This window comes from Limnohabitans sp. (genome assembly GCF_036804465.1).
In the GTDB taxonomy this organism is placed as follows: Bacteria; Pseudomonadota; Gammaproteobacteria; order Burkholderiales; family Burkholderiaceae_C; genus Limnohabitans.
The window spans coordinates 62,008-84,502 of record NZ_DAIRSK010000002.1 but is presented as its reverse complement, the minus strand read 5'-3'; the positions used below and the strand labels follow the sequence as shown (position 1 = coordinate 84,502).

Annotated in this window: 19 protein-coding genes; 10 read left to right on the top strand and 9 right to left on the bottom strand. The window is 55.5% G+C overall.

Annotated features, from left to right (window positions below):
* Nucleotide 1 precedes the first annotated feature (1 nt).
* From V7Q41_RS01510 to V7Q41_RS01490, 5 genes are all read left to right on the top strand, one after another.
* Complete coding sequence (locus tag V7Q41_RS01510) at nt 2-1,657, top strand: GMC family oxidoreductase (RefSeq protein ID WP_333841891.1); 1,656 nt, start codon at nt 2-4, stop codon at nt 1,655-1,657.
* A 122-nt stretch (nt 1,658-1,779) separates the two neighbouring features.
* A complete protein-coding gene (locus V7Q41_RS01505; RefSeq protein ID WP_333841889.1) occupies nt 1,780-3,087 on the top strand; it encodes a spinster family MFS transporter in 1,308 nt (435 codons plus the stop codon).
* 129 nt (nt 3,088-3,216) lie between these two features.
* Nucleotides 3,217-4,536: a spinster family MFS transporter gene (locus V7Q41_RS01500; RefSeq protein ID WP_333841887.1), complete on the top strand. Its 1,320-nt coding sequence runs from the start codon at nt 3,217-3,219 to the stop codon at nt 4,534-4,536.
* A gap of 14 nt (nt 4,537-4,550) precedes the next feature.
* The gene (locus V7Q41_RS01495; protein WP_333841884.1) at nt 4,551-5,840 is read left to right on the top strand and encodes an MFS transporter; all 1,290 of its coding nucleotides are present in this window, start codon (nt 4,551-4,553) and stop codon (nt 5,838-5,840) included.
* Nucleotides 5,837-6,550 carry an EthD domain-containing protein gene (locus V7Q41_RS01490; protein ID WP_333841882.1) on the top strand — a complete coding sequence of 238 codons (714 nt, stop codon included), beginning with the start codon at nt 5,837-5,839 and terminating at the stop codon, nt 6,548-6,550. Before V7Q41_RS01495 ends, V7Q41_RS01490 begins: the two co-directional genes overlap by 4 nt.
* Nucleotides 6,551-6,578: 28 nt before the next feature.
* Here V7Q41_RS01490 and V7Q41_RS01485 read toward each other — a convergent pair whose 3' ends face one another.
* Both V7Q41_RS01485 and V7Q41_RS01480 read right to left on the bottom strand, forming a co-directional pair.
* Nucleotides 6,579-7,913, bottom strand: a complete 1,335-nt coding sequence (locus V7Q41_RS01485; protein ID WP_333841879.1) for an MFS transporter — start codon at nt 7,911-7,913, stop codon at nt 6,579-6,581.
* 17 nt (nt 7,914-7,930) lie between these two features.
* Nucleotides 7,931-9,052: a Rieske 2Fe-2S domain-containing protein gene (locus V7Q41_RS01480; RefSeq protein ID WP_333841877.1), complete on the bottom strand. Its 1,122-nt coding sequence runs from the start codon at nt 9,050-9,052 to the stop codon at nt 7,931-7,933.
* Between the two features lie 205 nt (nt 9,053-9,257).
* Between V7Q41_RS01480 and V7Q41_RS01475 the strand changes: the two genes are divergently transcribed.
* A complete protein-coding gene (locus tag V7Q41_RS01475) occupies nt 9,258-10,877 on the top strand; it encodes an AMP-binding protein (RefSeq protein WP_333841875.1) in 1,620 nt (539 codons plus the stop codon).
* A 57-nt stretch (nt 10,878-10,934) separates the two neighbouring features.
* Here the strand turns inward: V7Q41_RS01475 and V7Q41_RS01470 are convergent, their stop codons facing one another.
* Entirely contained in the window at nt 10,935-11,837 is a 903-nt protein-coding gene (locus tag V7Q41_RS01470; protein WP_333841873.1) for an SDR family NAD(P)-dependent oxidoreductase, read from the bottom strand.
* 7 nt (nt 11,838-11,844) lie between these two features.
* Complete coding sequence (locus V7Q41_RS01465) at nt 11,845-13,209, bottom strand: spinster family MFS transporter (RefSeq protein WP_333841871.1); 1,365 nt, start codon at nt 13,207-13,209, stop codon at nt 11,845-11,847.
* Nucleotides 13,210-13,329: 120 nt separating this feature from the next.
* Here V7Q41_RS01465 and V7Q41_RS01460 point away from each other — a divergent pair, with 120 nt between their 5' ends.
* Entirely contained in the window at nt 13,330-14,763 is a 1,434-nt protein-coding gene (locus V7Q41_RS01460; RefSeq protein ID WP_333841868.1) for an aldehyde dehydrogenase family protein, read from the top strand.
* Here the strand turns inward: V7Q41_RS01460 and V7Q41_RS01455 are convergent.
* Complete coding sequence (locus V7Q41_RS01455) at nt 14,753-15,262, bottom strand: hypothetical protein (protein WP_333841866.1); 510 nt, start codon at nt 15,260-15,262, stop codon at nt 14,753-14,755. The genes V7Q41_RS01460 and V7Q41_RS01455 overlap by 11 nt on opposite strands.
* 157 nt (nt 15,263-15,419) lie before the next feature.
* Here V7Q41_RS01455 and V7Q41_RS01450 point away from each other — a divergent pair, with 157 nt between their 5' ends.
* Both V7Q41_RS01450 and V7Q41_RS01445 read left to right on the top strand, forming a co-directional pair.
* Nucleotides 15,420-16,172, top strand: a complete 753-nt coding sequence (locus V7Q41_RS01450; protein WP_333841863.1) for an SDR family NAD(P)-dependent oxidoreductase — start codon at nt 15,420-15,422, stop codon at nt 16,170-16,172.
* A gap of 27 nt (nt 16,173-16,199) precedes the next feature.
* Complete coding sequence (locus V7Q41_RS01445; protein WP_333841861.1) at nt 16,200-17,429, top strand: tetratricopeptide repeat protein; 1,230 nt, start codon at nt 16,200-16,202, stop codon at nt 17,427-17,429.
* Between the two features lie 65 nt (nt 17,430-17,494).
* On the opposite strand, the gene V7Q41_RS01440 is transcribed toward V7Q41_RS01445, so the two are convergent.
* Together V7Q41_RS01440 and V7Q41_RS01435 are read right to left on the bottom strand one after the other, a co-directional pair.
* Nucleotides 17,495-18,898, bottom strand: coding sequence for a DUF1254 domain-containing protein (locus V7Q41_RS01440; RefSeq protein ID WP_333841859.1), 1,404 nt, complete (start codon nt 18,896-18,898; stop codon nt 17,495-17,497).
* 48 nt (nt 18,899-18,946) lie between these two features.
* A complete protein-coding gene (locus tag V7Q41_RS01435; protein WP_333841856.1) occupies nt 18,947-20,182 on the bottom strand; it encodes a cytochrome P450 in 1,236 nt (411 codons plus the stop codon).
* Nucleotides 20,183-20,330: 148 nt separating this feature from the next.
* Here V7Q41_RS01435 and V7Q41_RS01430 point away from each other — a divergent pair, with 148 nt between their 5' ends.
* On the top strand, nt 20,331-20,837 hold the full coding sequence (locus tag V7Q41_RS01430) for a hypothetical protein (RefSeq protein WP_333841853.1): 507 nt from the start codon (nt 20,331-20,333) through the stop codon (nt 20,835-20,837).
* Here the strand turns inward: V7Q41_RS01430 and V7Q41_RS01425 are convergent.
* Complete coding sequence (locus V7Q41_RS01425; protein ID WP_333841850.1) at nt 20,809-21,576, bottom strand: class II aldolase/adducin family protein; 768 nt, start codon at nt 21,574-21,576, stop codon at nt 20,809-20,811. The two genes, V7Q41_RS01430 and V7Q41_RS01425, sit on opposite strands and share 29 nt — an antisense overlap.
* 41 nt (nt 21,577-21,617) lie before the next feature.
* On the bottom strand, nt 21,618-22,457 hold the full coding sequence (locus V7Q41_RS01420) for a TauD/TfdA dioxygenase family protein (RefSeq protein WP_333841847.1): 840 nt from the start codon (nt 22,455-22,457) through the stop codon (nt 21,618-21,620).
* Between the last annotated feature and the right edge of the window lie 38 nt (nt 22,458-22,495).

The following is a 22,495-nucleotide window of genomic DNA, read 5'->3' as shown; positions in this document are numbered from 1 at the left end:
CATGACACACAAGCAAATATTCGACTACATCGTTGTTGGGTCCGGTTCTGCGGGAGGGCAGTTGGCCGCCAGGCTGACCGAAAGCGGTCAGCATCAGGTCTTGTTGTTGGAGGGAGGCGCCAGCCACAAGCGCGACTTGATGGTCAGCATGCCCGCAGGTTGGGGGGCTTTGTCCTACAGTAAAAAACACTCATGGGGGCATATGACCGAGCCCGAGCGCTGGGCCGGTGGTCGCCGAATGATGATGCCGCGCGGAAAGATTTTGGGCGGTTCTTCATCGATCAACGGCATGATTTATATCCGTGGGCATCGCCATGATTATGCTGATTGGGTCTCTGCGGGCGCCGATGGTTGGGGCTGGAACAATTTGCTGCCTTACTTTGTTCGCACGGAAGACCAGCAACGTATTCGCAACAAATACCATGGCCAAGGCGGTCCTCTCCATGTCGCCGATTTGCCCTCGGTTCACCCCATCACGCAAGCCATGATTCTTGCTGCGCAACAAGCGGGACTGGAGCATGTCGACGATTTCAATGATGGGACTGCTCGCGGTGTCGGCACATTGCAGGTCAATGTGCGCGATGGCAAGCGTTCTTCTATTGCGGTCAATGCCATCGAGCCCGCCATGAAACGGGGAAATCTCAACATCATCACCCGCGCCATGGTGCTTCGCATCACCACAGAAAATGGTCATGCAACGGGGGTTGAATACCGCATTGGCGATGGGCCGCTTCAATGGGCCGCTGCCCGCTGCGAGGTCTTGCTTTGTGCTGGCGCCATTCATTCCCCGCAACTCCTGATGCTCTCGGGCATGGGGCCTGCCCAACACCTGCGCGATCAAGGCATTGCTGTTGTGGCCGACCTGCCTGGCGTAGGGGCAAACTTGCAAGACCATTGTTGTGTGCCCATGTCTTGGCGTTTGCGTCCTGGCATCTCCAGCATGAACGCAAGGTTTCAGGGTTTCGGACTGGTCAGCTCGGTATTGCGCTATCTGTTGACGCGTCAAGGACCGATGACCAGCCCGCCGGCTGAATTTGGTGGCTATCTCAAAACCGATCCAAGTTTGCCCTACAACGATGTTCAGGTCTTTGGCCTTCCTGTCACCGGCGACCCGGATGCACAAATCAACAAAGACCGCCCTCCAACGCCGGACAGCTTTGACGGCATCACCTTGGCGCCCTACCAAGTGCGGCCATTTTCGAGAGGATCTGTTCGTTTGCGCTTACCCGATGTGAATGTTCATCCTGTGATACGCATGAATTACTTGGACGATGAGCGCGATCGCCGCGCCCTGTTGTGGGCACTGCGCTTTTTACGCGACATGGCGACAAAGCCAGCCCTGGCCGAGTTGATTCAATCCGAGATTCGCCCCGGGTTTGAAGTACAAACCGATAGCCAATGGCTAGACTGGCTGGCGCCGCACTTGACAACGGGTTACCACCCAGTGGGAACTTGTCGCATGGGTCGTGTCGATGACGCCATGGCCGTTGTGACCCCCGATTTGAAAGTGCGTGGAATTCAAGGGCTTCGCGTGATCGACGCCTCCGTCATGCCCAATGTGATCTGCGGCAACACCAACGCCACTTCTGTGGTGATTGGCGACAAGGGTGCGGACTTGGTGTTGGGCCAAACTTTGCTCAATCCGATCGAAGACTAAGGTTGACGAGTTTGCGACACAGTGCCAATCAGATCAAGCGCTGCGACGCATCGGTCCTAGGTGCCAAGCCTGCGTTCGGGTTGGGTGCAGGCGCCTTGACGACCGTTTGAAAGGGTTAACCAATGAACCAAGCTGCTTTTGGATGGCGAAGTCACTACACGCTGTTGGTCTTGCTGTTTGTCTACACCATGAGCTTTATTGATCGACAGATCATGGGTATTTTGATTCAGCCAATCAAGGAGGAGTTTGGGGTCTCAGACACCGCCATGGGCGTGCTCAGTGGTTTGACGTTTGCTCTTTTTTACAGCGTATTGGCCATCCCTTTTGCTCGCTATGCAGACCGCGCCAATAGGCGCAATTTTGTGGCTTATTGCTGCATGGCTTGGAGTGCCATGACCGCCATCTGCGGTATGGCGACAGGCTATTGGAGTCTGGCTTTGGCACGTGTGGGTGTTGCTGTGGGGGAGGCAGGTGGCACCGCCCCATCGTTGTCCATGATTGCCGATCACTATCCTCCAGAGCGACGGGGACGTGCTTTGGGGGTGTATTGGTTAGGGCCGCAGCTGGGTATTTTGTTTGGTCTTACTTTAGGTGGCTGGATCGCCCAGCACCATGGTTGGCGCGCAGCATTTTTATGGATGGCAGTTCCAGGCGTTTTGGCGGCCATGTTGTTGCGCTACACCGCAGTTGAACCGCCAAGAGGCGCGTGGAATGAGGAGGTGGCGCCCGTCGGTGGGACGACCGAATCACTGGGGGAGATTGTGCGCAGCTTGTGGTCATCCAAGGTCTTTATGCGAATAGGTTTAGCTGGCCTGTGCATGGGATTTGCGGGTTATGCGATTGGCATTTGGACGCCCTCATTTTTGGTGCGTTCGCATGGCATGAGCTTGCAAGGCGCAGGTGCCGTGATGGGTTTGCTGGGGGGAGTCGCTGCCGCTTTGGGCGCTTTGTTGGGCGGATGGCTTTGCGACACTTTGGCCAAGCGGGACCCTCGTTGGCGCATTGGCGTGCCACTGTTGGGATGCTTGTTGTCTTTGCCGAGCGGGCTGGGCTTCTACCTCATGCCAGCTGGCGATGCATGGCATGTGGGTGACATGGCCATGCCAGCAGCAGTCGGTCTGTACTTGATCTTTGGGGTGACTTCGGTTTGGTGGATGGCCCCGGTTTATGCCGTGTTGTCCGAGTTGATTGCACCGCACCGCCGTGCCACGGGGTTGTCTATCTTTAGTTTGGGTCTGACCATGGTTGGCGGTGGGTTCGGGCCTTTGTGTGTGGGCTTGTTGAGTGACCAGCTCATTCCCCAATTTGGCAACGAAGCTTTGCGTATCTCCCTTGCTGTCGTGACTGGCAGTTGTTTTGCAATCGGAATTGGTGTTTTTGCTTGGGCAATGCACGCTTATGCGGATGAAAGGCGCGATAAGCGAGGGTAGGTCTACGCCAGTGCTGGTCCTGTGATCCCATCGTCTGACTGGACGATGCTCTTGCTTGCCCATCCTTCAAAATGCTGTGAATTGCTCAGCACCCATGCATGGCCCGAGCTACCGACCAGGATTAATCTCATGAACCAAGCCGCACACGGATGGCGAAGCCACTACACCTTGTTGTTGCTTCTTTTTGTCTACACCATGAGCTTTATTGATCGGCAGATCATGGGCATCTTGATGGAGCCGATCAAACAAGAGTTTCAAGTCTCGGACACGGCGATGGGTGCACTCAGTGGGCTGACCTTTGCCTTGTTTTACAGTGCCTTGGCCATTCCCTTTGGTCGTTTTGCAGACCGAACCAACCGACGCAACTTTGTGGCTTATTGCTGCGCAGCTTGGAGCGCTATGACGGCGGTTTGCGGGATGGCGGTGGGGTATTGGTCGCTGGCGCTGGCCCGCGTGGGGGTGGCTGTGGGTGAGGCAGGTGGAGGGCCACCTTCCATTTCAATGATTGCTGACCACTATCCGCCGCAACAGCGTGGTCGTGCGATGGGGGTTTACTTGTTAGGCCCCCAGCTTGGCATTCTTTTGGGACTAACCACAGGTGGCTGGATTGCGCAGCACTATGGCTGGCGTTCGGCTTTTTTGTGGATGGCTTTGCCGGGCTTGTTGGCCGCGTTTTTGTTGCGCTTTTCGGGTGTTGAACCGCGTCGAGGCCATTGGCAGAGCGACGCCACCCGAAGCGAACCCCCGCCAGTCGAGCCCATCGTTGGCATGGTGCGCGACCTTTGGTCTTCTGCCTCATTTGCCCGCATCACGCTGGGGGCCATTCTGATGGGTTTTGCGGGCTATGGCATTGGCATCTGGACGCCCGCCTATTTGGTGCGATCACATGGGATGTCCTTGCAAGGTGCTGGCATCGTGATGGGCTTGCTGGGCGGTTTTGCTGCGGCTTTGGGCTCGTTGTTCAGCGGCTGGTTGTGCGACCGGCTGGCCAAGCGAGATATTCGCTGGCGTTTGGGTGTGCCCGCGCTAGGCTGTTTGTTGGCCTTGCCCTTGGGCGTCGCTTTTTTTCTGATGCCTGCGGGGCAAAGTTGGCAAGTGGGCACATTTTTGATTCCACACGCCATAGGCTTTTATCTTCTTTTTGGGTTCACGGCCGTCTGGTGGGCGGCCCCTGTCTATGCGTCCATGTCTGATTTGATTGCACCGCACCGACGCGCCTCGGGGCTGGCTGTGTTTAATCTGGGGCTGATCATGTTTGGCGGCGGCATCGGCCCCGTCGCAATTGGTGTGTTGAGCGACGTGCTGACCCCGATGCTGGGCAATGAAGCGCTGCGCTGGTCCTTGGTTGCGAGCACAGGGCTTTGCTTTGCCATTGGGACGGGTTACTTTCTGTGGGCCATCAAGCCCTACAGCTTAGAGCAACCGTTAGCCGATCAGCGTGACCGATGAAGCTTGGCTGACACATGAAGACTGACCACTTGCCTGCGCCTACAAGGCCTGGGTACATCTTGGCCGTTCTCACCTTGTTGTCGGCACTGGCTTTTATGGATCGGCAAATCTTGTCGGTGGTGATTCAGCCCATCAAATTGGAATTTGGTTTATCCGACCTGCAAATCGGCTTGGTCACGGGGCTGGGCTTTGCCCTGACCTTTGGTGTCCTCGGCGTGCCTTTGGGGCGCTTGGCGGATCATCGCAATCGCCGCAGTCTGATTGCATTTTGTCGGGGCCTGGGGGGTGTTTTGGGTTTGCTGAGCGGGGCCTCGGTGGGTTTCTTGTCACTCATGTTCAGTCGGGCCGGCGGAGCCATCAGTGATGCGGGTGGCACGCCCGCTTCCATGTCTATGTTGGCCGATATTTATCCTGCGGCCCATCGGGCGCGCGCCATGAGCGTGTTGGGCGCAGGTGCGAGTTTTGGTGCTTTGCTAGCTTTGGTGCTGGGTTCATGGTTGGCGCAACACTACGGTTGGCGCGTGACCGTGGCTTCGATTGGCTGTGCCTCGCTGCTATTGGCATTCGTGTTGCGCTGGACCGTGCGTGAGCCCTCTCGCATGGGCGTCGAACCCTTGGGTCAGTCCGTCCCTGCGCCTCAGCCTGGGGCTGTTGCGGCAGTATGGGCTGAACCATTTACACGCTGGACGATTCTTGGGGCTGCGCTGGCCTTGCTGTCTGCTTATTCGTTTGGCACATGGAACATTGCCCTGATGGTGCGCCACCAGGGCATGTCTTTGCAACAAGCGGGTTGGATTTCTGGAGGCGCGGCCTTGATGTCGATGGCAGGCGGTTTGGTGGCAGGGGCTTTGGCCGATCGGCTGGTGCACCGCGACTTGCGTTGGCAAATGGGCGTGCCCATGACAGGTTTGGGCTTGGCACTGTTGACTGGCGTGTCCTATTTGTTGTTGCCCTCGGGCGTTTTGTGGCTTGCTGTCGTGTTGATGTTTGTGTTTTCTTTTTTTCTACCTTGGTGGGCGGCCCCAACCTATGCCGCTTTGAGCTTGGTTGTGCCAAGCCAGCGCCGCGCCACGGCGAACGCCATGGTGTTGTTGGCAGGTGCCATCGTGGGCAATGGCTTGGGCGCGATTTTGACGGGCTGGTTCAGTGATTTGCTGATTGACAGCGTGGGAGATGACAGCCTGCGATATGCCATGCTGGGGATGGTCACCATGCTGCTGCCAGCTGTGATGGCTTTTGGCTATGCCATGCGGGCCTATCCCAAGGCATACCACAAGGCCGCTCAAACCAGAGATGGATCATGAACCCACACGCTGAAAGGTCGACTCGACCCCATTCGAACCCCGTGCAATGGAAGATGATTTATTTGGCACGGCGTCATCCTGCATTGGCCGAGGCTGACTTTGCCCAAGCCTGGCGTGAGCATTCGGCACTCGGGCGGCAATGCCGCAATGTGCAAGACAAAGTGCTGGGCGTGACCCAGTGCACACGAATCACAACCGACCCTCCCAGCGGAGCCAGCACTGACTTTGATGGCGTCAACCTGTTGAAGCTACGTGATCTGGGTGTGGCTGCTGATATCTGGAACGACCCTGAAACCCTGGCCATCATGCGTCCGGATGAGCTGCGTGTGTTTGACCGATATGTGCGAGATTGCGCACTGGTTGCCCACGAAAGGGTGCTGTCCGACAGGCCTTTCGGTGACGCCGTGTGGGTGGGCTTCATGCGACGTCGCCCTGCCATGGCAGTGGCGGATTTTTTGGATGGCATGGCTTGCCATCTCAGCCCTTGGGCACCAGCAGGCCGAGTGGTCTTGAACGAAGTCATGCCCGAACGCCCTGCGGGTTACGACTTTGATGCCATTGTCGAATGGTGGTTCAAGGATGCCCAGACCTTGTCTGAGGCATCCAAGCCCACTGATTTTCGAACCCAACTCACTCAGTCGATGGGCCATTTGTGCGACATGCAGGCCTCTGTTTTGATGGCCACCCACGTCACGCACCGTCGACCTTGAGGGGACGTTTGGCAGGCCTCTGGCCGATTCAGCGGGACAGGCTGTGGCCCTGCGCGCGCACCAAATCAGCTTGGATGGTGCGTGCAGACCGTGCAAACAAAATCACGGCAGGCAGGTTCAGAACCAGCACGCAAACCATGGCCCAGCGCACGGACTCGCTGCCATATGAAGCGGCAAAATAATCACTCAGCACCCCCGCCAGTGCCGGCCCCACACCCACGCCCACCAAGTTGAGCAACACCACCAAAGTAGACATAGAGGTGCCCCGCATCCGCAGCTGAACCAGACTTTGCGTCAGGGCATAGGTGGGACCGTTCAGACCCGCTACCAAAGCCGCAAAAAGTGCCAGCGATGCGGCTGCCCCCATCACTGTGGGCATCAGCGCCACAGCTGCGCCGCTCGCGGCAATGACGGCCGCCGCCGCCGCCATCATGCGAGGCTGGTTGCGCATGTCGAGCAGGCCTTGGCGGTCGGACAACCAACCAAACAACAAGGTGCCCAGCGCACCAAAACCGCCCATGCAAAGTCCTGTAATGAGCCCGACATTCTCCAAGCTCTGGCCATGGCTTCGAACCAGCAAAGAGCCAATCCACGACATCATGGCTGACGAAGATGCGGTGACCAGCACAGATGCTGCCATGAGGTAGACCAGTGAGGACTGGCCGCGCATAAAGCGCAAGGTCTCGCCCAAGCTTGGGGTTGGCGCGTCGGTGGTGCTGACACCGTCGCTGGCGCCGCGTTTGGGTTCGCGCACCAGAAAAAGCAAAAGCAAGGCCAGCACTGCGCCGGGCACGGCCGCCAAATAAAACCCCATTCGCCATCCCAACTCACTCGCCACCAAGGCCCCCACCATGAAGCCCGAGGCCATGCCCAGTGGCACGCTGAGGAAGAAAACGGCCACCGCTGTGGCACGCCTTTGGCTGGGATAGAGGTCAGAAATCATGGACACCGAGCAGGGCTGCCCCCCCGCATCTGCAGCGCCAATGCCCACCCGAGTCAACACCAAAGCCATGAAGCTGTTGGCAGACCCCGCCAGCGCGACCAAGGCACTCCAAGCCGCCAATAAAGCGACCAATAAATTGCGTCGGTTGCCACGGTCAGCCAGCCACCCAAATGGAATCCCTGCCAGCGCAAAGGCCGCCGCATAGCTCAGTCCCGATAAGAAGCCTAGCTGTGCATCAGTCAGGCTAAATTCTTGTTTCAGGGGCTCCAAAATCACCACCATCAGCGCCCGATCAAAAAATTGCACTGTGGCTGCCAGGGTAAGCAACAGCAGCGCAACGCCGGGTGCCGATGCAAAGCCTGTGGCTGAGGTGTGAGATGCAGACTCCGCTGCGCGGGGGGGTGGTGTATCAGGGTTCATGGTGCGAAGCCTTTGATTCAGGAGGGTTGCGTCTCAACCGTATCCGTGCGAGCGGTGTAGGCCACCGCGCCACGCGGTACATAGATCCCTTCGCATTGCTCCAAATACTCATGCTTTTTGGCGCGCGGGTTGTAAAACTGTTTGTACCAAATTCGGACTTTCAAAAAAGGACCGTCACTGGGGATAAACAAACCATTCAAGCAAGGCCCTTTGTTCATCCAGACTTCGAAATCTTGCGCAAAAGCCAAACGACTCGACTCTTGGTATTGGCGTGCGGCCACCAAATCGGCGGTGGTTGTGACCGCACTGGCGCTCGGGGATTTAACAATCAGGGAGTGCCAGACTTTGATCGAGCCATCGTCAACGGGCGTATGCATGATCAGCAAAACCGTCTCGAACATGCCAGTCAGATAAGAAATCAAAACGCCTGGGCCGTGGTAGGTCGTGTCGGTATGCAACACAGCCCCCGAGCCATCGGCAGCGGTCAGGGTGCGGTGGCCACCGCATTGACGTTGCGTGGCAGTGTGTCCTTTGAACTCGTTTTCGTAGCGGTCCACAGTGGAGCCATGGATGGGCCCCAAATGGCCGTAGTCGCAAATGTTGTCGATGACTTCTTGCGGGTGTTGGTTCAATAGACCCAAGTGATCCCAATGGCCACGCACCCATGAGGCGTCATCCCATTGCGGCAAGCTCGGGTGCGCCCACTCGGGCTCGCCACCTTCGGGGTCATGCCACACCCAGACCGCACCCAGACTCTCTGTCACCGTCCAACTTTTGACGCAGGCGGCAGCCGGAATGGGGCCGCTGTGGTAGGGAATATCGTCACATTTGCCGTCAGGGCCAAATCGCCAAGCATGGTAGGGACAGCGAATGCCGTCGCCATCCACGTTGCTGCCGCCTCCGTCAATCACCACATAGGAGGTGTTGTTTGGCGCTGCCAAATGCGTTTTCATATGCGGACAGTAAGCGTCCAAAAGCACAACTTTGCCGCTCGCACGGCCGCGGTACAAAGCGAAGTCTTTGCCAAAAAAGCGGACCGCCAAGGGCTTGTGGGTGTTGAGTTCCTCTGAGTCAGCGATCATGAACCACCCCCTAGGGAAGGTGTATTCGCCAAGACGGTAATCTTTGGACGTGGCCATATAGTCTCCAAACAAAAAGCATTTACAAAGCAAACATCTTGGGGGCATGCGCGTTTGCTTGCATACCCTATTTGGACGATTTGTTGCAAATGACGATCAGCCTCAGCGCAGGCAGGCCGTTACTACGTTTGGACGATGAAGTGGGAGGCAGATTGTTGGACGATCTGATGGTGATTTACTCAATATGCCCCAAGGAAAGTCACTCATGACAAGAACTTTTAACCTGGCCGATTTGTTTGAAGTAGTGGCTTCGGCTGTGCCAGATCGGACGGCTTTCGTTTGCGGCGAGCAGCGATTGAGCTTTCGAGAACTCAATCAACGCGCCAATCAACTGGCCTCAGCCTTACAAGCACGCGGCATCGTGCGTGGTAACAACGTAGGTATCGAGCTTTTCAACTCAGCCGAATACCTTGAGACTTTTTTGGCGTGCTGCAAGATCGGCGCGGTCCCCGCCAATGTCAACTACCGCTATGTCGCTGATGAGTTGCACTACTTGTTAAGTACGCTTGAGCTGAAAGCTTTATTTTTTGACGCGAGTGTGGCAGCTGAGGTCGAGAAGATCACAAGTCAATTGCCGCAGTTGCACCTAAAAGTTCAGGTTGGCAGTGGCTCACAGGCCATTGTTTCTCATGAGTTTGATCACTATGAGAGTTTGCTGGCTGATGGTCATGCTGAATTGCCAAACTGCTCGCGCAGTGACAACGATCTGTACCTTTTGTGCACCGGCGGCACCACGGGCATGCCTAAGGGCGTGGTCTGGCCCCACAAGTCGCTTTTCCTTGGTGCATTAGGGGGGGGCGGCATTTACTTTCAGCGCCCGCCTATCGATCGACCCGAAGACCTGGCCGAGTTGGTGGTGAGCGCGCCGCCTCTGAGCTTTTTTGCCATCGCACCCATGATGCATGGGGCTGCCATGTGGGGCTCGCTCATCAGTTTGCTCGCAGGCCATGCTGTCGTGGTGAATGACCAACACCATTTTGATGCCGAGCATATTTTGGACATCATTGAACGCGATCAGATCAACATCATTTCCATGGTGGGAGATGCCATGGCTTTGCCCTTGGTCAAAGCACTGGAAGCCCATCCAACGCGCTGGAAGCTTGATCGGCTGAAAGTGGTGGGTAACGGTGGAGCCTTGCTGTCGGCGCAGCTGCAGCAGCGTTTGAAGGCTGCGCTTCCTCACATTGCACTGTCCAACGGCATGGGCTCATCTGAGACAGGTCTCATAGGCAGTGGCGAAAAGCCTGACAAGGGTGACGGCTTCATGGTGCTCAAGGCCCGTCCCGATTTGGCGGTGCTGAGCGATACCAAGCAACGCCTGACTCAGTCAGGTGACTTGGGTATTTTGGCTCGGTGCGGCCATACACCCATTGCTTATTACGGTGACAGCCAAAAGAGTGCCGAAGTCTTTGTGACAGTTGAGGGCCAGCTCTGGGTGCTCAGTGGCGACTATGCCCGCATCGATGAAAACGGCAACATTGTGGTGTTGGGGCGTGGCTCTCAATGCATCAACACGGGCGGCGAAAAAGTCTTTCCCGAAGAAGTCGAAGAGGCAGTTCGACGCTATGCGGCCATTGCTGACGTGTTGGTCGTTGGCTTGCCTGATGATCGCTGGGGTCAAAAAGTGGCGGCTGTGGTGGAGCTTGCTGCGGGGCAGGCCTTTGATGGCCCTGAATTCGAGCGCATCTGTCGCGAGCGCTTGTCTGGTTACAAAGTACCCAAAGAAGTGTTTTTGACCGATCGTGTCCAGCGCAGCCCTGCGGGTAAAGCCGATTACCGTTGGGCCGCCCAATACGCCAAAAGCCATCCGGCTTGCAAATACTGAGCGCTTGAGAGATATTTTCTGAGCCGAAAAATTCGGCCTGCCTTGGCCAGGCCTTGTTCAAGAAGACGAATGATCTCTTGCCATACCCAGGCCCTGAGCGCCCAACCCGTGCTCGTGAACCAAGGCCTTGAGATCAATCAGTGAGGGTTTCAAGCGCAGTGCTGCGCCGCGCGGGTCGGTGACCAACCACAACAGACTGGCTGCAATAGCGCTTGCAGGCGTGATCCCAAAGCGTTGGGCCAGCTCACCCTCTTGACCCAATGTGGCCGCCACAGCTTCGGTGCTGACCAAGCCGGGGTTGACGCTGAAAGCACAAACCCCTTCTCCACCATGCTCACGGTTGATGCACCCGGCCAGTCTTGCAAGACTGGCTTTGGATGCGCCGTAGGCAAATCCCCAGCCGCCCGCGTTAGCGGCAGCGGGCGGGTCGTATTGGCCTGCACCTGAGCAAACATTGATGATTTTTCCACCGCCTTGCTTGAGCATGTGGGGCAGCACCCTGCGTACCAAGTGAAAAGGGGCCACCACATTGCCCATCAAGCTGCGTTGCAAGGCGTCGTCTTCCAAGGACAAAAGCATTGCATTGACTTCGGGGTCTTGGTAGACCGCGTTGTTGATCAGCAGATCAATGCGTCCAAAATGTTCTAGCACGGCATCCACGGCCGTATCCATCGAGGTGGTTGACATCAAGTCCATCGCATGCGACATGACCTCGGCCCCGCACGCCTTGAGGGTGGAGGCTGTGGAGGCAAGGCTACCCGCCAGCAATTGCCCGTCTGGGTGGCGCAATTGGTGCGGCATGGCGTGTTCACTGGCGAGTGTGCGGGCCACAATGGCCACGCGCCATCCCGCGCGACCAAAGGCCAATGCAGTGGCAGCACCGATGCCACGGCTCGCACCGGTCACCAACACCACGGGGGCGGGGTTGGACAAAGCCGATGGCATTGCATCGTCACTCATTGGCGTCTCAGCTTCGCGCACTGGTGCTCAGACGGCCTAATTGACGCAGTTGGTCTTTGTAAGGCTTGATGGCCATGCCCAGCAAAATTGCGGTTGGAATCATCAACAACATCACGCCAACCAATGACCAGCGCAATGCCTGCACGCCCAACATGGGCGTCAGCCAATCACTCAGCATGCCGGTGATCAATGGCCCAAAACCGATGCCAAAAAGGGTAATGAAGAAGTTCAGCAACGCCGCAGCCACGCCTCGCTCGGCGGCGCTCACCATGTGGCTGATGGCGCTGTAAGACAAGGAGGGCCACCAACTGGCAAAAAATCCAAAGACGCTGGCAAACAACATGGCATGGGGCACCATCAACGGCCCCATTTGCCAAAAACCACTGGCAGGCCAAAGTAAAAATGCGATGGCGCATGGAATCGACACCAATACCCCGATCAGCGGCAGAGCCAGTTGCCAACGGGCATCACGTGCGACCAGCCGATCGCATAACCAGCCACTGCTCAAACCCCCAGCCAAAGCGCCAAAGCCACTGGCCAGACCAAACATCAATCCAGCATGGGCCAGGCTCAGGCCGTGGGTGCGCACCAGAAAACTTGGCGTCCAAACGCCATAGGCATAACCCGCCAACCCAGCCATGGCACAAGCCAAAGAAACCCGCCTGAACGCACAAATTCCCAAAAGACGACGTATTTGACGCCACAACGATGGTTGGACCTCAGGCGCAGAATTTGCTGCGTTCGCGCGCGCCAAATCCGCGTCAACTGGGGGATCAAATGCACCGCGCTGGGGTTCCTTGACCAGCAACCAGACCAACACACCCAGCACAATACCTGGGGCCCCAAAGAAAATAAAGGTGGCACGCCAACCGTGTTCCTGTGCAATCCACCCCCCCAAAGCCAGCCCGATCACCACCGCCAAGTGGGGGCCCGTCATGAACAGGCTGATCACCATGGAGCGTTGACGCGCAGGGTACAGGTCAGACACCAGCGAGATAGAGGGTGCCATGCCACCTGCCTCGCCAATGGCCACCGACATGCGTGCCAAAAAAAGCTGCCAAAACTGGCTGGCCAGTCCGCAGGCCAGGGTGGCCACGCTCCATAAAGAGCAGCAAACCGCCACGATAAGGCTGCGGTTGTAGCGGTCGGCCAGTTTGCCCACGGGCACGCCCAGCGCGGCATAAAACAAACCAAAAGCCAGCCCACTCAGCAAACCCATTTGGGTGTCGGTCGCCCCAAACTCGGTTTTGATGGGTTGCATCAAAATGGCAATGACTTGGCGGTCGATGACCGAAAAAATATAGACCAACGCCAGCAGCGCCAGACTCAGGTGAGTTCGCCAGGTGACGCTTGGGGCATTGAAAGAGTTCATGGCTCATGTTGACCGAACTGGCCCGCCCGTGCCATCGTCTTTTCAGACTAAGCAAGCTGAAATGAAGCTCGCTAGCATGGCCATATGCTGATCAAACAGGCCAACTGACAGGAAAAAACCATGTCCGATTCCCACCATGCCCAGTCCCTAGCCCAACTGCTTGCCTCGCAAAAGGCCGCTTTTATCCGAGAGGGTCCGGTCAGTGCTGCCACCCGCTGCGACCGACTGCAACGCGTGATTGACTTGTTGGTCAAGCACAACGATGCGCTGTGTGAAGCCATGGGCGATGATTTTGGAGGGCGTCCTCGCGTTTTTTCCATGATGAACGATGTCGCAGGCTCAATTGGTTCGCTCAAGCATGCCCGCGATCATTTGGCTGCGTGGATGCCTGACCAGGCACGCCCGAGTGTGTCGCCCTTCGATAACTTTGGTGCCACCGCCTGGGTCAAATACCAACCCAAAGGTGTTGTGGGCATCATTGGCACTTGGAATGCGCCCTTGTTTACCTTGCTGTCCCCGCTGGCCAGTGTCTTTGCCGCTGGCAACCGAGCCGTGCTCAAGCCTTCTGAAATCGCACCGCGCACCGCTTTGGTATTGAGCCAGGCGGTGGCCGAATTTTTCTCTCCCGATGAATTGGCAGTCGTCACCGGCGGCCCTGATGTGGCGATGGCGTTCTCTTGCCAAGCTTGGAATCACTTGGTCTTTACAGGCTCGACCCGGGTGGGCAAGCTGGTCATGAAGGCTGCATCCGAAAACCTGGTGCCAGTGACTCTGGAGTTGGGCGGTAAATCCCCTGTCTTGATTGGAAGCGGGGCCGACATGGTCAACGCGGCGGAGCGTATTGCCGTCGGAAAAAGCGCCAACTCCGGTCAGTTATGTGTTTCACCAGACGTGGTTTGGGTGCACGAATCGCAGGCCCAAGCATTCATCGATTCCTTGCAAACCTTCTACAGCGGGCTGTTCCCAAGCCTCTCAGTCAACCCCGATGTGGTGCCTGTGGTCAACGACCAACATTTTGCGCGCGTGGAGTCTTATGTGGCCGACGCCGACGCGCGTGGTGCTCGGGTTGTGGTGGCTGGAGATTTGCCCGATGCTGAAGGCTTGCGCAGTCGACGCATGCCTTTGCGCATCGTTGTCAATCCCCCTGCTGAGAGTGAGATCTCGCGGCATGAAATTTTTGGTCCAGCCTTGGTGCTGCGCACGTACCAAGTGATTTCAGATGCGGTGGCTGAGTTGAATGCAGACGAGAGGCCGTTGGCGCTTTACTATTTTGGCAGCGATGCGGTTGAACAGGCATGGGTACTTGACCACACCTTGTCTGGCGGCGTCTCGATCAATGACGTCACCATGCACCCCGCCTTGCATGATGCGCCTTTTGGCGGCGTGGGGGCTTCCGGCATGGGGCACTACCATGGGCATGAGGGCTTTCTTGAGTTCAGTCATGCCCGCAGCGTGTACAGCGCGGGCAGCTACGATCCGCGGCGTGAATGGGGCATGTTGCCACCCTACAGTGACAATTTTGCGCTCATGATACGAGGCGCGATCACGCCTTAAATAGCGCTTGTGGCTGGCCGCCTTGAAGTGCCGAAAATACCATGACTGGTTGCAGCACCAAGCTGAGCAAGGCGCCAAACAAGCCTTTGAACACGGCGTAATCGGTGCCCTTCAAGGGTGGGCTACCCGCCAAGACAAGAGCGCCCACCACGCACCCCCCCACGAGCAGCATACCCATCAGGCCAATTCTGGCTGCGCCTTTCCAGCGGGTTGAACGCATCCAGCGCAATAACCAGGGGCGGGATAGATCTGTCAGCGAAGGCGCTTTGCCGGCTGACGCCTGTCGTTGCAGCAAGTGTTGCACGATCAACCAACTGATGGCGGGCAAAAGAAAACCCGTGGCGAGAAGGTCGATCGCATACGCACCCCGATCCCAAAGCCCTAGCTCCAAAGTGTTGCGGTACATCGCCCAAGCGATAGCGCTGTTGATCAGGCCATTGATCAAGCCTGGGATAAGCTGTTGATTAAGAAAAAAAATCAGGCGCGATCTTGACAGCATGTTGAAGCCCTTTTAGATTCAAGCCGTGAGCTTAAGACCAGTCGTGCGTGCGCGGCATAGTCCATTTGTGCCATTACAAGGGTTGAAAAGGCACAGACGATGGCAGCCTCCTGAATTCATTCATTAGCGCGTTCCAAACATGATCTCTATTGCTCCATTGTTTTCTCTCCACGGTCAGGTCGCCATCGTGACGGGCTCAGGCAAGGGCATTGGCCGTGCTTGCGCATTGGCGCTTGCGCAAGCTGGTGCAGATGTGGCGCTGGCTGCCCGCACCGCATCTGATCTGGATGCGGTGGCCAACGACATTCGAGCCTTGGGCCGCAGGGCGATCACTGTGGTGTGCGATGTCAGTGACGAATCTCAACTCGACACATTGGTCACTCGTACGCTGGCCGAGTTGGGCCAGATCAACATTTTGATTAACAACGCGGGTGGAGCCGGGCCCAACAGCCCGCTCAAAATGAGTGGGGCTGAGTTAAGTGCCGTGCTGGCGTGGAACGTCACACCTGCTTTCTTGATGATTCAAAAAACCGCTCCATCCATGCGTGAGGCTGGCGGCGGCGCCGTGGTCAACATTTCTTCGGTGGCGGCACGTTATGCGCAAAAACACTTCAGCGCATATGGGGCGGCCAAAGCTGCGCTGAATCAGATGACGCGCAATTTGGCGCAAGACTTTGGACCTGCCATTCGCATCAACGCGATCGAGCCTGGCACGATCATGACCGACGCTTTGGCCCCATTTCTAACCCCCGAACGCAAGCAGCGCATGGTCTCGAGCACGCCATTGGGGCGCCTAGGCAAGCCCGAGGACATTGCCGCTGCCGCGCTTTTTCTGGTGTCGCCCGCGTCAGCGTGGATCACTGGAAAAATTTTGGGTGTTGACGGTGGCGTAGAAGCACCCAACTTTTAATTTTTTGCGACATTGCCTACTTTCATCATGACAAAAAACCCCTCATGGCTTGGGCTAGCCTTGGCCGCCTGTTTGCTGTTTGCCAATGGCGTTGCGCCTGTCTACGCGCAGGAGACCATTCGCCCTGAGGTCATCGTGCCGCTGCAGCAAGCCCAAGAGCTGAACAAACAAAACAAACACGTCGAGGCGCTCGCCCGTTTTTCTGCGCTCGATGCACTGACCACGGCCAACCCGCTTGAGGTGTTCACCATCGAACGCTTGCGCGCAGTGGTTCACATGGCAGCAGGTGATTCAGCAGCAGCGGGCAAGGCGCTTGAAAAAGCCCTTCAAACCGAACGCGGTGCATTGGTCGATCGGCTGGCCTTGATGGAACATTTGGTGCTGATTCAATACCGTGCCAAAAATTACCCCGATGCCGCCCACTGGGCACAACGCTATTTCACCTTGGGTGGGCAGCGAGAGCAATTTCGTCAACTGCAGGGCCAAGCCTTGTATCTTTCAGGCCAGTTCCAACCAGCGGTCGATATCCTTCAGCCGCGACTTGCAGCAGAGCTGGCCGCTGGTCGAGTGCCCGAAGAGGTCGATATTCGTCTGCTGGCCAGTGCTTTGCACCAACTGAAAAATATGCCTGCTTATGTCAGCACCCTCGAGACGCTGGTGCGCTACTACCCTAAGCCCCAAGTGTGGGCAGAACTGTTGTTGCGGATCACCCAACGCAAGGACTTTCCAGCTTATCTGGACATCGATTTACGCCGACTGATGCAACACACGGGTGCTGTGATGACCATGGCCGATGCAATCGAACACGCCCAATTGGCCATCAGTGCGGGCTACCCGTCTGAGGCGCGCAAAGTGCTTGAGTTGGCCAAACTCAGCACCACAGCAGACGGGCCTGAGGAGGGCATCAAGTTCAACGCCCTGTTGGCTGAAGCCAGCCGATTGAAGCAAGAGGACGACAAACTGCTGCCTCAGCTAGATGCCCAATTGGCAAAAGCCAAGGATGGCAATCCGTCGGTCAATATGGGCTTGAATCTGGCCTTGGGTGGTCAGGCCTCCCGCGGCGCGGCGTTGATCGCACAAGGTATTGAAAAGGGCGGCTTGCGTCAGCCACAAGCCGCACGCCTGAGGCTGGCCTATGCGCACTACTTGGCTGAGCAAAAAGAACAAGCACGTGATGTCTTTCAAATGCTGAACGGCAACACAGCGGAAGCTTTGTTGGCACGTCTTTGGTTGTTACATCTTCAAAGCAAATCTTGATGGGCGCTGCGCTCGATATGCCTTGATGACGATTGCACTGAAAAAACTGAATTCTTATGAAAAGCTCACTTTAACTTTTCAAGTTTGGGTAAGTGGTAATCACCGTTCAAAATGGTTGAAGACGGTTCGTACATTCGAACGACCAAAGAGAAGGGATTGTTGCCAACGGGTAACCAATTGTTGACTTTTGATGGCGGTGCTGCGTGAGAGATATCAATTTGCAAGGAACCATCTGCTTCAAAAACCAAACCCTCAGTTCTATCGCCAATTGAATATCGCTGGATGGTGTTTTCGATCAATTGAAAGGTTTTTAGGTCATAGGCGGTAATAGACCAAAATGCGCCAACAGGTGGCAACTTTCCTTTTGGAAACTTAATTCTGTATCGATTTTCTCCAGTCATCAGTTGCCCGCTGTCGTCCACGGTTCGAGCGGCATAGACGGTTTCTTGCGGCCTGTTGGCGTATCCACCAAAGGCCACGGCGGCACGCATCAGGTAGTTTTCTCCATAGTCTGCTAGGCCCAACGGAAAGATCCAGCCATTTCGAACATCGGGCATGGGTTGTTGTGAGCTTGCTCTCAACAGGGCTTGCCCTTCAGCAATGGCAGCCTCAAGGCCTTTTTGACTTGCTGGATCTAATTTGTTTGGATCAAAAATAGAGCGGGGTCCAATCCCAATTTGATCAAACATTCTGACCAATGACTCTTCTCCCGCTCTGGGATGATTGTCACGTAACCATTGGTTCAGAATTTGAAAAAAAGCCAGTGTGCTCATCGGACTTGATGCAGCAGCTTCCTTAGGCGCTGACTTTTGAGCAGCGAGCTGTTTGTTCTTCCATTGCGACAAGGGGGTGGAATCGAAATTGCGCAGCAGCGTTCTGGCAGCAGTTAAGTCTGCGATGCCACTGACAGCAATGCGACCTAATATCCAAACTCTTTTGGTTGCTAAATTGACGGCTTGAACATCTGGCGGCAAAGTGCCATTCCAATTGGGGCCTAACAATGCAAATGATTGAGATTTCGTGCCTGTCGTTCGTCTTCCTAGATGCGTCACTTCATTAAAAAAATCAGTGATGGCTAGTGTGTAATAGCGACCCATTGTGTCTGGTACATCGATGACTATGGGTTCTTGAGATAGGTCAAACCAGCCACTCAAGTACAAGGTGTCGTTGTTGGGTGCACGCAGTTCGCCTGCCGTAGAAGGCGTGATTAAATTTTCATTGCGAAAGAACTGATTTATAGGTGCAAGCACTGGCTGCTTGGCTGCAATCTTGTTCGTTTCGTTGTGCATTTGCTTGGTCATGTCCACCATGGGATAACCCCATAAGTAGGCCAAGGTGCCCAAATGAAATGCTTGCTTCTCTTTCATAAAGTCGACATAAGTTTGTCGTGTATCTGGGTTGCTTTGCGCCAGACTGAAGGTGGTCATGCTCAAAAGAAAAATCGCTAACACGGATAATTTACGATGCATGATGGCCCTATCAAAGAGTTATTTAGCCGCATGAGATTGGGTGACGCCTCATCTGAAACGATATCGGATCGGAAGCTTTTTCAGGGTCCCTATGAAGTTGCTTTGTGCGAATTGAGGTTCACCAGCTAACTCAATGAGCGCAAGTTGGGGCAACAGCTTTTTAAAAAAAGTACGTATTTCGGTCAATGCCAACAATCGACCTAAACAAAAGTGCGCGCCAATCCCAAATGCAAGATGTCGCGAGGCTGGGCGCTCCACGTTAAATTCGTATGGGTTGGTGAAAACTGCAGGGTCTCGATTGGCAGATAGGTACATCAGGCCAATGCTGTCGCCAGCTCGAATGGTTTGACTTTGAAGTACATAGTCTTGCGTGGCTGTGCGCATCATATGGCGCAGAGGCGTCACCCATCTGACGATTTCATCTGCGCCTTTGTCCCACAGATCAGGCTGGGCAACTATTTTTTTCATTTGTTCAGGGTTTTGCATGAATGCAAGCATCCCGCCAGCTAGCGCCGAAGAGGTGGTCTCATGTCCCGCAGTTGCTGTAATGAGGAGGTAGGACAAGGTTTCTAGCATTGCCATTGGCGCGCCGTCGACCATTCCATTAGCAATGACACTCGCTAAATCATCCGTAGGATTTTGGCGCCTCTGTGCAACCAACTGTCCCAAATAATCCATGAGGTTGTGAAACACAGTAACACCGTAGTCGTCGTTTTCGTCTTTCATGTCGGAGTCACTGGCGCCAAAGAGTTGCTGTGTGCTTTTCAGCACAAAAGGCATGTCTTTCTCAGGCAATCCCAGTATGCACATGATGACAGCGAGGGGAACATAGTTCGCTATGTCACTAGCGAAGTCGCACTCTGGTCCGCAATCTTTCATTTTTTCAATCCATGCGGCACAAATTTCCTCTACCTTTCCATGAAAACGTGTCACACCAGAACCCAGAAACCAGCTTTGTGCAACATTCCTATATTTTCGATGGTCAGGTTCATCCATGTCGATCATGGTTCGAACTGCTGCTGTTCTCTTTCCCAGTGCAGCCAGGGTCCTGTCCTCAACTTCTCGCGGAACTAAATTTTGGCGAGGTTCGTTGATGAACAAGGTGTTTTGCTTTTCGATTTCTACGATATCGGCATGCCTGGTCAAAGCCCAGAAAGGCCGATAGGGCTCCTGATTGATCCATGCCACAGGCGCATCTGTACGATATCTCTCGTATCGTTCATGCAGCAAGGCAGGATTGGCATAAATCGAAGGGCTGACGATGTCGAGCTCTAGGGTGTTCATCTTTCATCTCCTGTTTCATGTTTTTCTTCTTGCGCCGTGCTTGAAAATTGCGTGTAATCAATCAAAATTTGTTAAGCGCTTAAAGACAGGCTTGCAATTTAATCTTTGTTGATAAAGCAGTGGTGGTGAAGACACCCAAAATGGGTACATGAATACCAAACTAACGCCATCGAATTTAGAGCGCCTTAAATTAGAGAGGCATAGGGTGTCATTTGCAATGTCTGGCTTCACATTGCCTTTATTGCGCTCGATCTATTCTGTTTTCAAGGGCGACATCGTCATGGCTATGGTGCTCGGTGAAATTGCGACGCACAATGTTGGCGCTTGGCTTTTAACGAAGGGCAATGACGCCATCGCACTCGATGATATTGACGCTCATGCCAAGGTGCTTCGCCCTTGTAATGCGTTGTCCATATCCGATGCAACCGACATACCGAGAGAAACCGTTCGTCGTAAGGTCGAGTTGTTGATTGAAAAAGGTTGGATCTATCGCTCTGAAAGTGGTCATTTGTTTGTCCATCCATCGGTCGTCGAACATTTTGAGCCAATGAACGAAGAAAATTTGATCAACTTGCTGGAGGCGGCAAGTCGAATTCAGAGCCTGATGGATGACCCCCCTGCTCTTGCTAATCTAAAACCGAAGGGTCTTGCCTGATTTCTTCGCGTGCCATGGCTTCCCATAAAAAGGGAAAGCCGTGTGTATCTGTGCGTTGCCCCGTCGCCTTGACCACATCATCCGGCAGGGGCAGCCCTGCGCCCAGCATTTCAACTCGCCATGCCATGCGGCAACGCCACTCGAGGGTGATGGCTCTGAGGTGGGCTTGACGAATGCCGTTGGCCACAACCAATACCCCGTGGTTGGCCAGCAACGCCCATTTGTGTTGGCCCAGCGAATTCGCAGCCGCTCGGCCCAGTTCATCGTCTTCCACTGTGCCTCGGTACTCGTCGTGGCGAACTGGATCGGTGTCAACCAGAGCCGAGGTCTGGTCATAGATCGGTGGCACACGTCCTACCGCTGACCACACCAAGCCCCAAGTCGGGTGGTTGTGAATCACCACTTCGACGTCGTGCCGCGCCTGATGCACATCTCTGTGCAAATTGATGGCGGGTGTGATGTTCCAATCGCCCTCGATCACTTGGAACTTGTCGTCAAGACGCAAAATGTCTGAGGCTGTCACCTCTGACCAGGTCAGCTCCCATGGGTTGGCCAGGTACGTCCCGTCGTCCTGACGTACCGTGATGTGTCCAGCAAGGTGGTCGTTGTAGCCCTCGCGGTGCAGCACGCGGCAGAGCATGGCCAGCTGTTGCTTGGGATTGAGCTCCGGCAGCAAGGCACGGCGTCTGGGGCGTGGCGCGTATTTCGCCAGCATTTCTTGATTCAAATCATTTTTCATTGTTTGTCTTTCATCACGTGTGTGTGCTGACCTCGTGAGCGTCATGCGGGATGCGCGTCACTTGCAAAAACCGATGCACGATGCATGCGTCGTTGATGCGGGGTGTAGTCAAGAATGGCGTGATGTATCACGCTGCGGTTGTCCCAAATCACCATATCGCCCAATTGCCAGCGATGCCGGTAGACAAATCGGATGTGCTGGCAGTGGGCGTGCAAGAACGCCAGGATGGCGTCGCTTTCGGAGGGCTCCAGGCCTTCGATGTGGGTGGTGTACGTGGGACTGATGTAGAGGGCCTTGCGCCCAGTCACGGGGTGAACCCGGACCATCGGATGCAGATGTCGACGAGACATGTTGACGACTTGGAGGTAGCGCTCGTGCGTCACTGCGTTGTGGCGCAGCGCGGCCGTCATAGGGCCGTTCATGTCGTGCCACGCCGACAGGCCATCCAGGTAATGCTTCATCCGATCAGACAAAGCGTCATATGCCGTGGTCATGCTGATCCAACAGGTGTCTCCGCCACAAGGCGGCAAAATTTGCGCCTGAGTCATCGTGACGATGGGAGGGCTGGGTAAAAAGCTCTCATCGTGGTGCCACATGTCAGCGCGGTCACCTAGCTTGGAGTCAATGATGGTGAGTTGTTCAAACCCCTCGCCCAAGTTGGGATAGAACGTGTGGACTTCTGGTGTGCCAAAAAATTGTGCAATGGACAGGTGTTGTGAAGGCGTTAAATGAGGCACATGCAGCACCAGCGCTTCGTGTTTGACAAGTGCAACATTGATTTGCGAGAGGGTCTCATTGGAAAATCCATCGGCAAGGTTCAGACCAAGAACCTCGGCACCAATGGCGGGACCCAGTGGGTGGACAGTGAAATGGTTCGGCATCACGATCTCCTTTGCTTCATTCAAATTTTCTTTCTTAG

Coding starts and splice junctions, on each gene's coding strand:
- V7Q41_RS01460 (WP_333841868.1), top strand. CDS start 13,330: ATGTCCGATTCCCACCATGCCCAGTCCCTAGCCCAACTGCTTGCCTCG.
- V7Q41_RS01440 (WP_333841859.1), bottom strand. CDS start 18,898: ATGCATCGTAAATTATCCGTGTTAGCGATTTTTCTTTTGAGCATGACC.
- V7Q41_RS01500 (WP_333841887.1), top strand. CDS start 3,217: ATGAACCAAGCCGCACACGGATGGCGAAGCCACTACACCTTGTTGTTG.
- V7Q41_RS01430 (WP_333841853.1), top strand. CDS start 20,331: ATGAATACCAAACTAACGCCATCGAATTTAGAGCGCCTTAAATTAGAG.
- V7Q41_RS01485 (WP_333841879.1), bottom strand. CDS start 7,913: ATGAACCCTGATACACCACCCCCCCGCGCAGCGGAGTCTGCATCTCAC.
- V7Q41_RS01465 (WP_333841871.1), bottom strand. CDS start 13,209: ATGAACTCTTTCAATGCCCCAAGCGTCACCTGGCGAACTCACCTGAGT.
- V7Q41_RS01495 (WP_333841884.1), top strand. CDS start 4,551: ATGAAGACTGACCACTTGCCTGCGCCTACAAGGCCTGGGTACATCTTG.
- V7Q41_RS01455 (WP_333841866.1), bottom strand. CDS start 15,262: ATGCTGTCAAGATCGCGCCTGATTTTTTTTCTTAATCAACAGCTTATC.
- V7Q41_RS01510 (WP_333841891.1), top strand. CDS start 2: ATGACACACAAGCAAATATTCGACTACATCGTTGTTGGGTCCGGTTCT.
- V7Q41_RS01505 (WP_333841889.1), top strand. CDS start 1,780: ATGAACCAAGCTGCTTTTGGATGGCGAAGTCACTACACGCTGTTGGTC.
- V7Q41_RS01420 (WP_333841847.1), bottom strand. CDS start 22,457: ATGCCGAACCATTTCACTGTCCACCCACTGGGTCCCGCCATTGGTGCC.
- V7Q41_RS01470 (WP_333841873.1), bottom strand. CDS start 11,837: ATGAGTGACGATGCAATGCCATCGGCTTTGTCCAACCCCGCCCCCGTG.
- V7Q41_RS01480 (WP_333841877.1), bottom strand. CDS start 9,052: ATGGCCACGTCCAAAGATTACCGTCTTGGCGAATACACCTTCCCTAGG.
- V7Q41_RS01425 (WP_333841850.1), bottom strand. CDS start 21,576: ATGAAAAATGATTTGAATCAAGAAATGCTGGCGAAATACGCGCCACGC.
- V7Q41_RS01475 (WP_333841875.1), top strand. CDS start 9,258: ATGACAAGAACTTTTAACCTGGCCGATTTGTTTGAAGTAGTGGCTTCG.
- V7Q41_RS01490 (WP_333841882.1), top strand. CDS start 5,837: ATGAACCCACACGCTGAAAGGTCGACTCGACCCCATTCGAACCCCGTG.
- V7Q41_RS01445 (WP_333841861.1), top strand. CDS start 16,200: ATGACAAAAAACCCCTCATGGCTTGGGCTAGCCTTGGCCGCCTGTTTG.
- V7Q41_RS01435 (WP_333841856.1), bottom strand. CDS start 20,182: ATGAACACCCTAGAGCTCGACATCGTCAGCCCTTCGATTTATGCCAAT.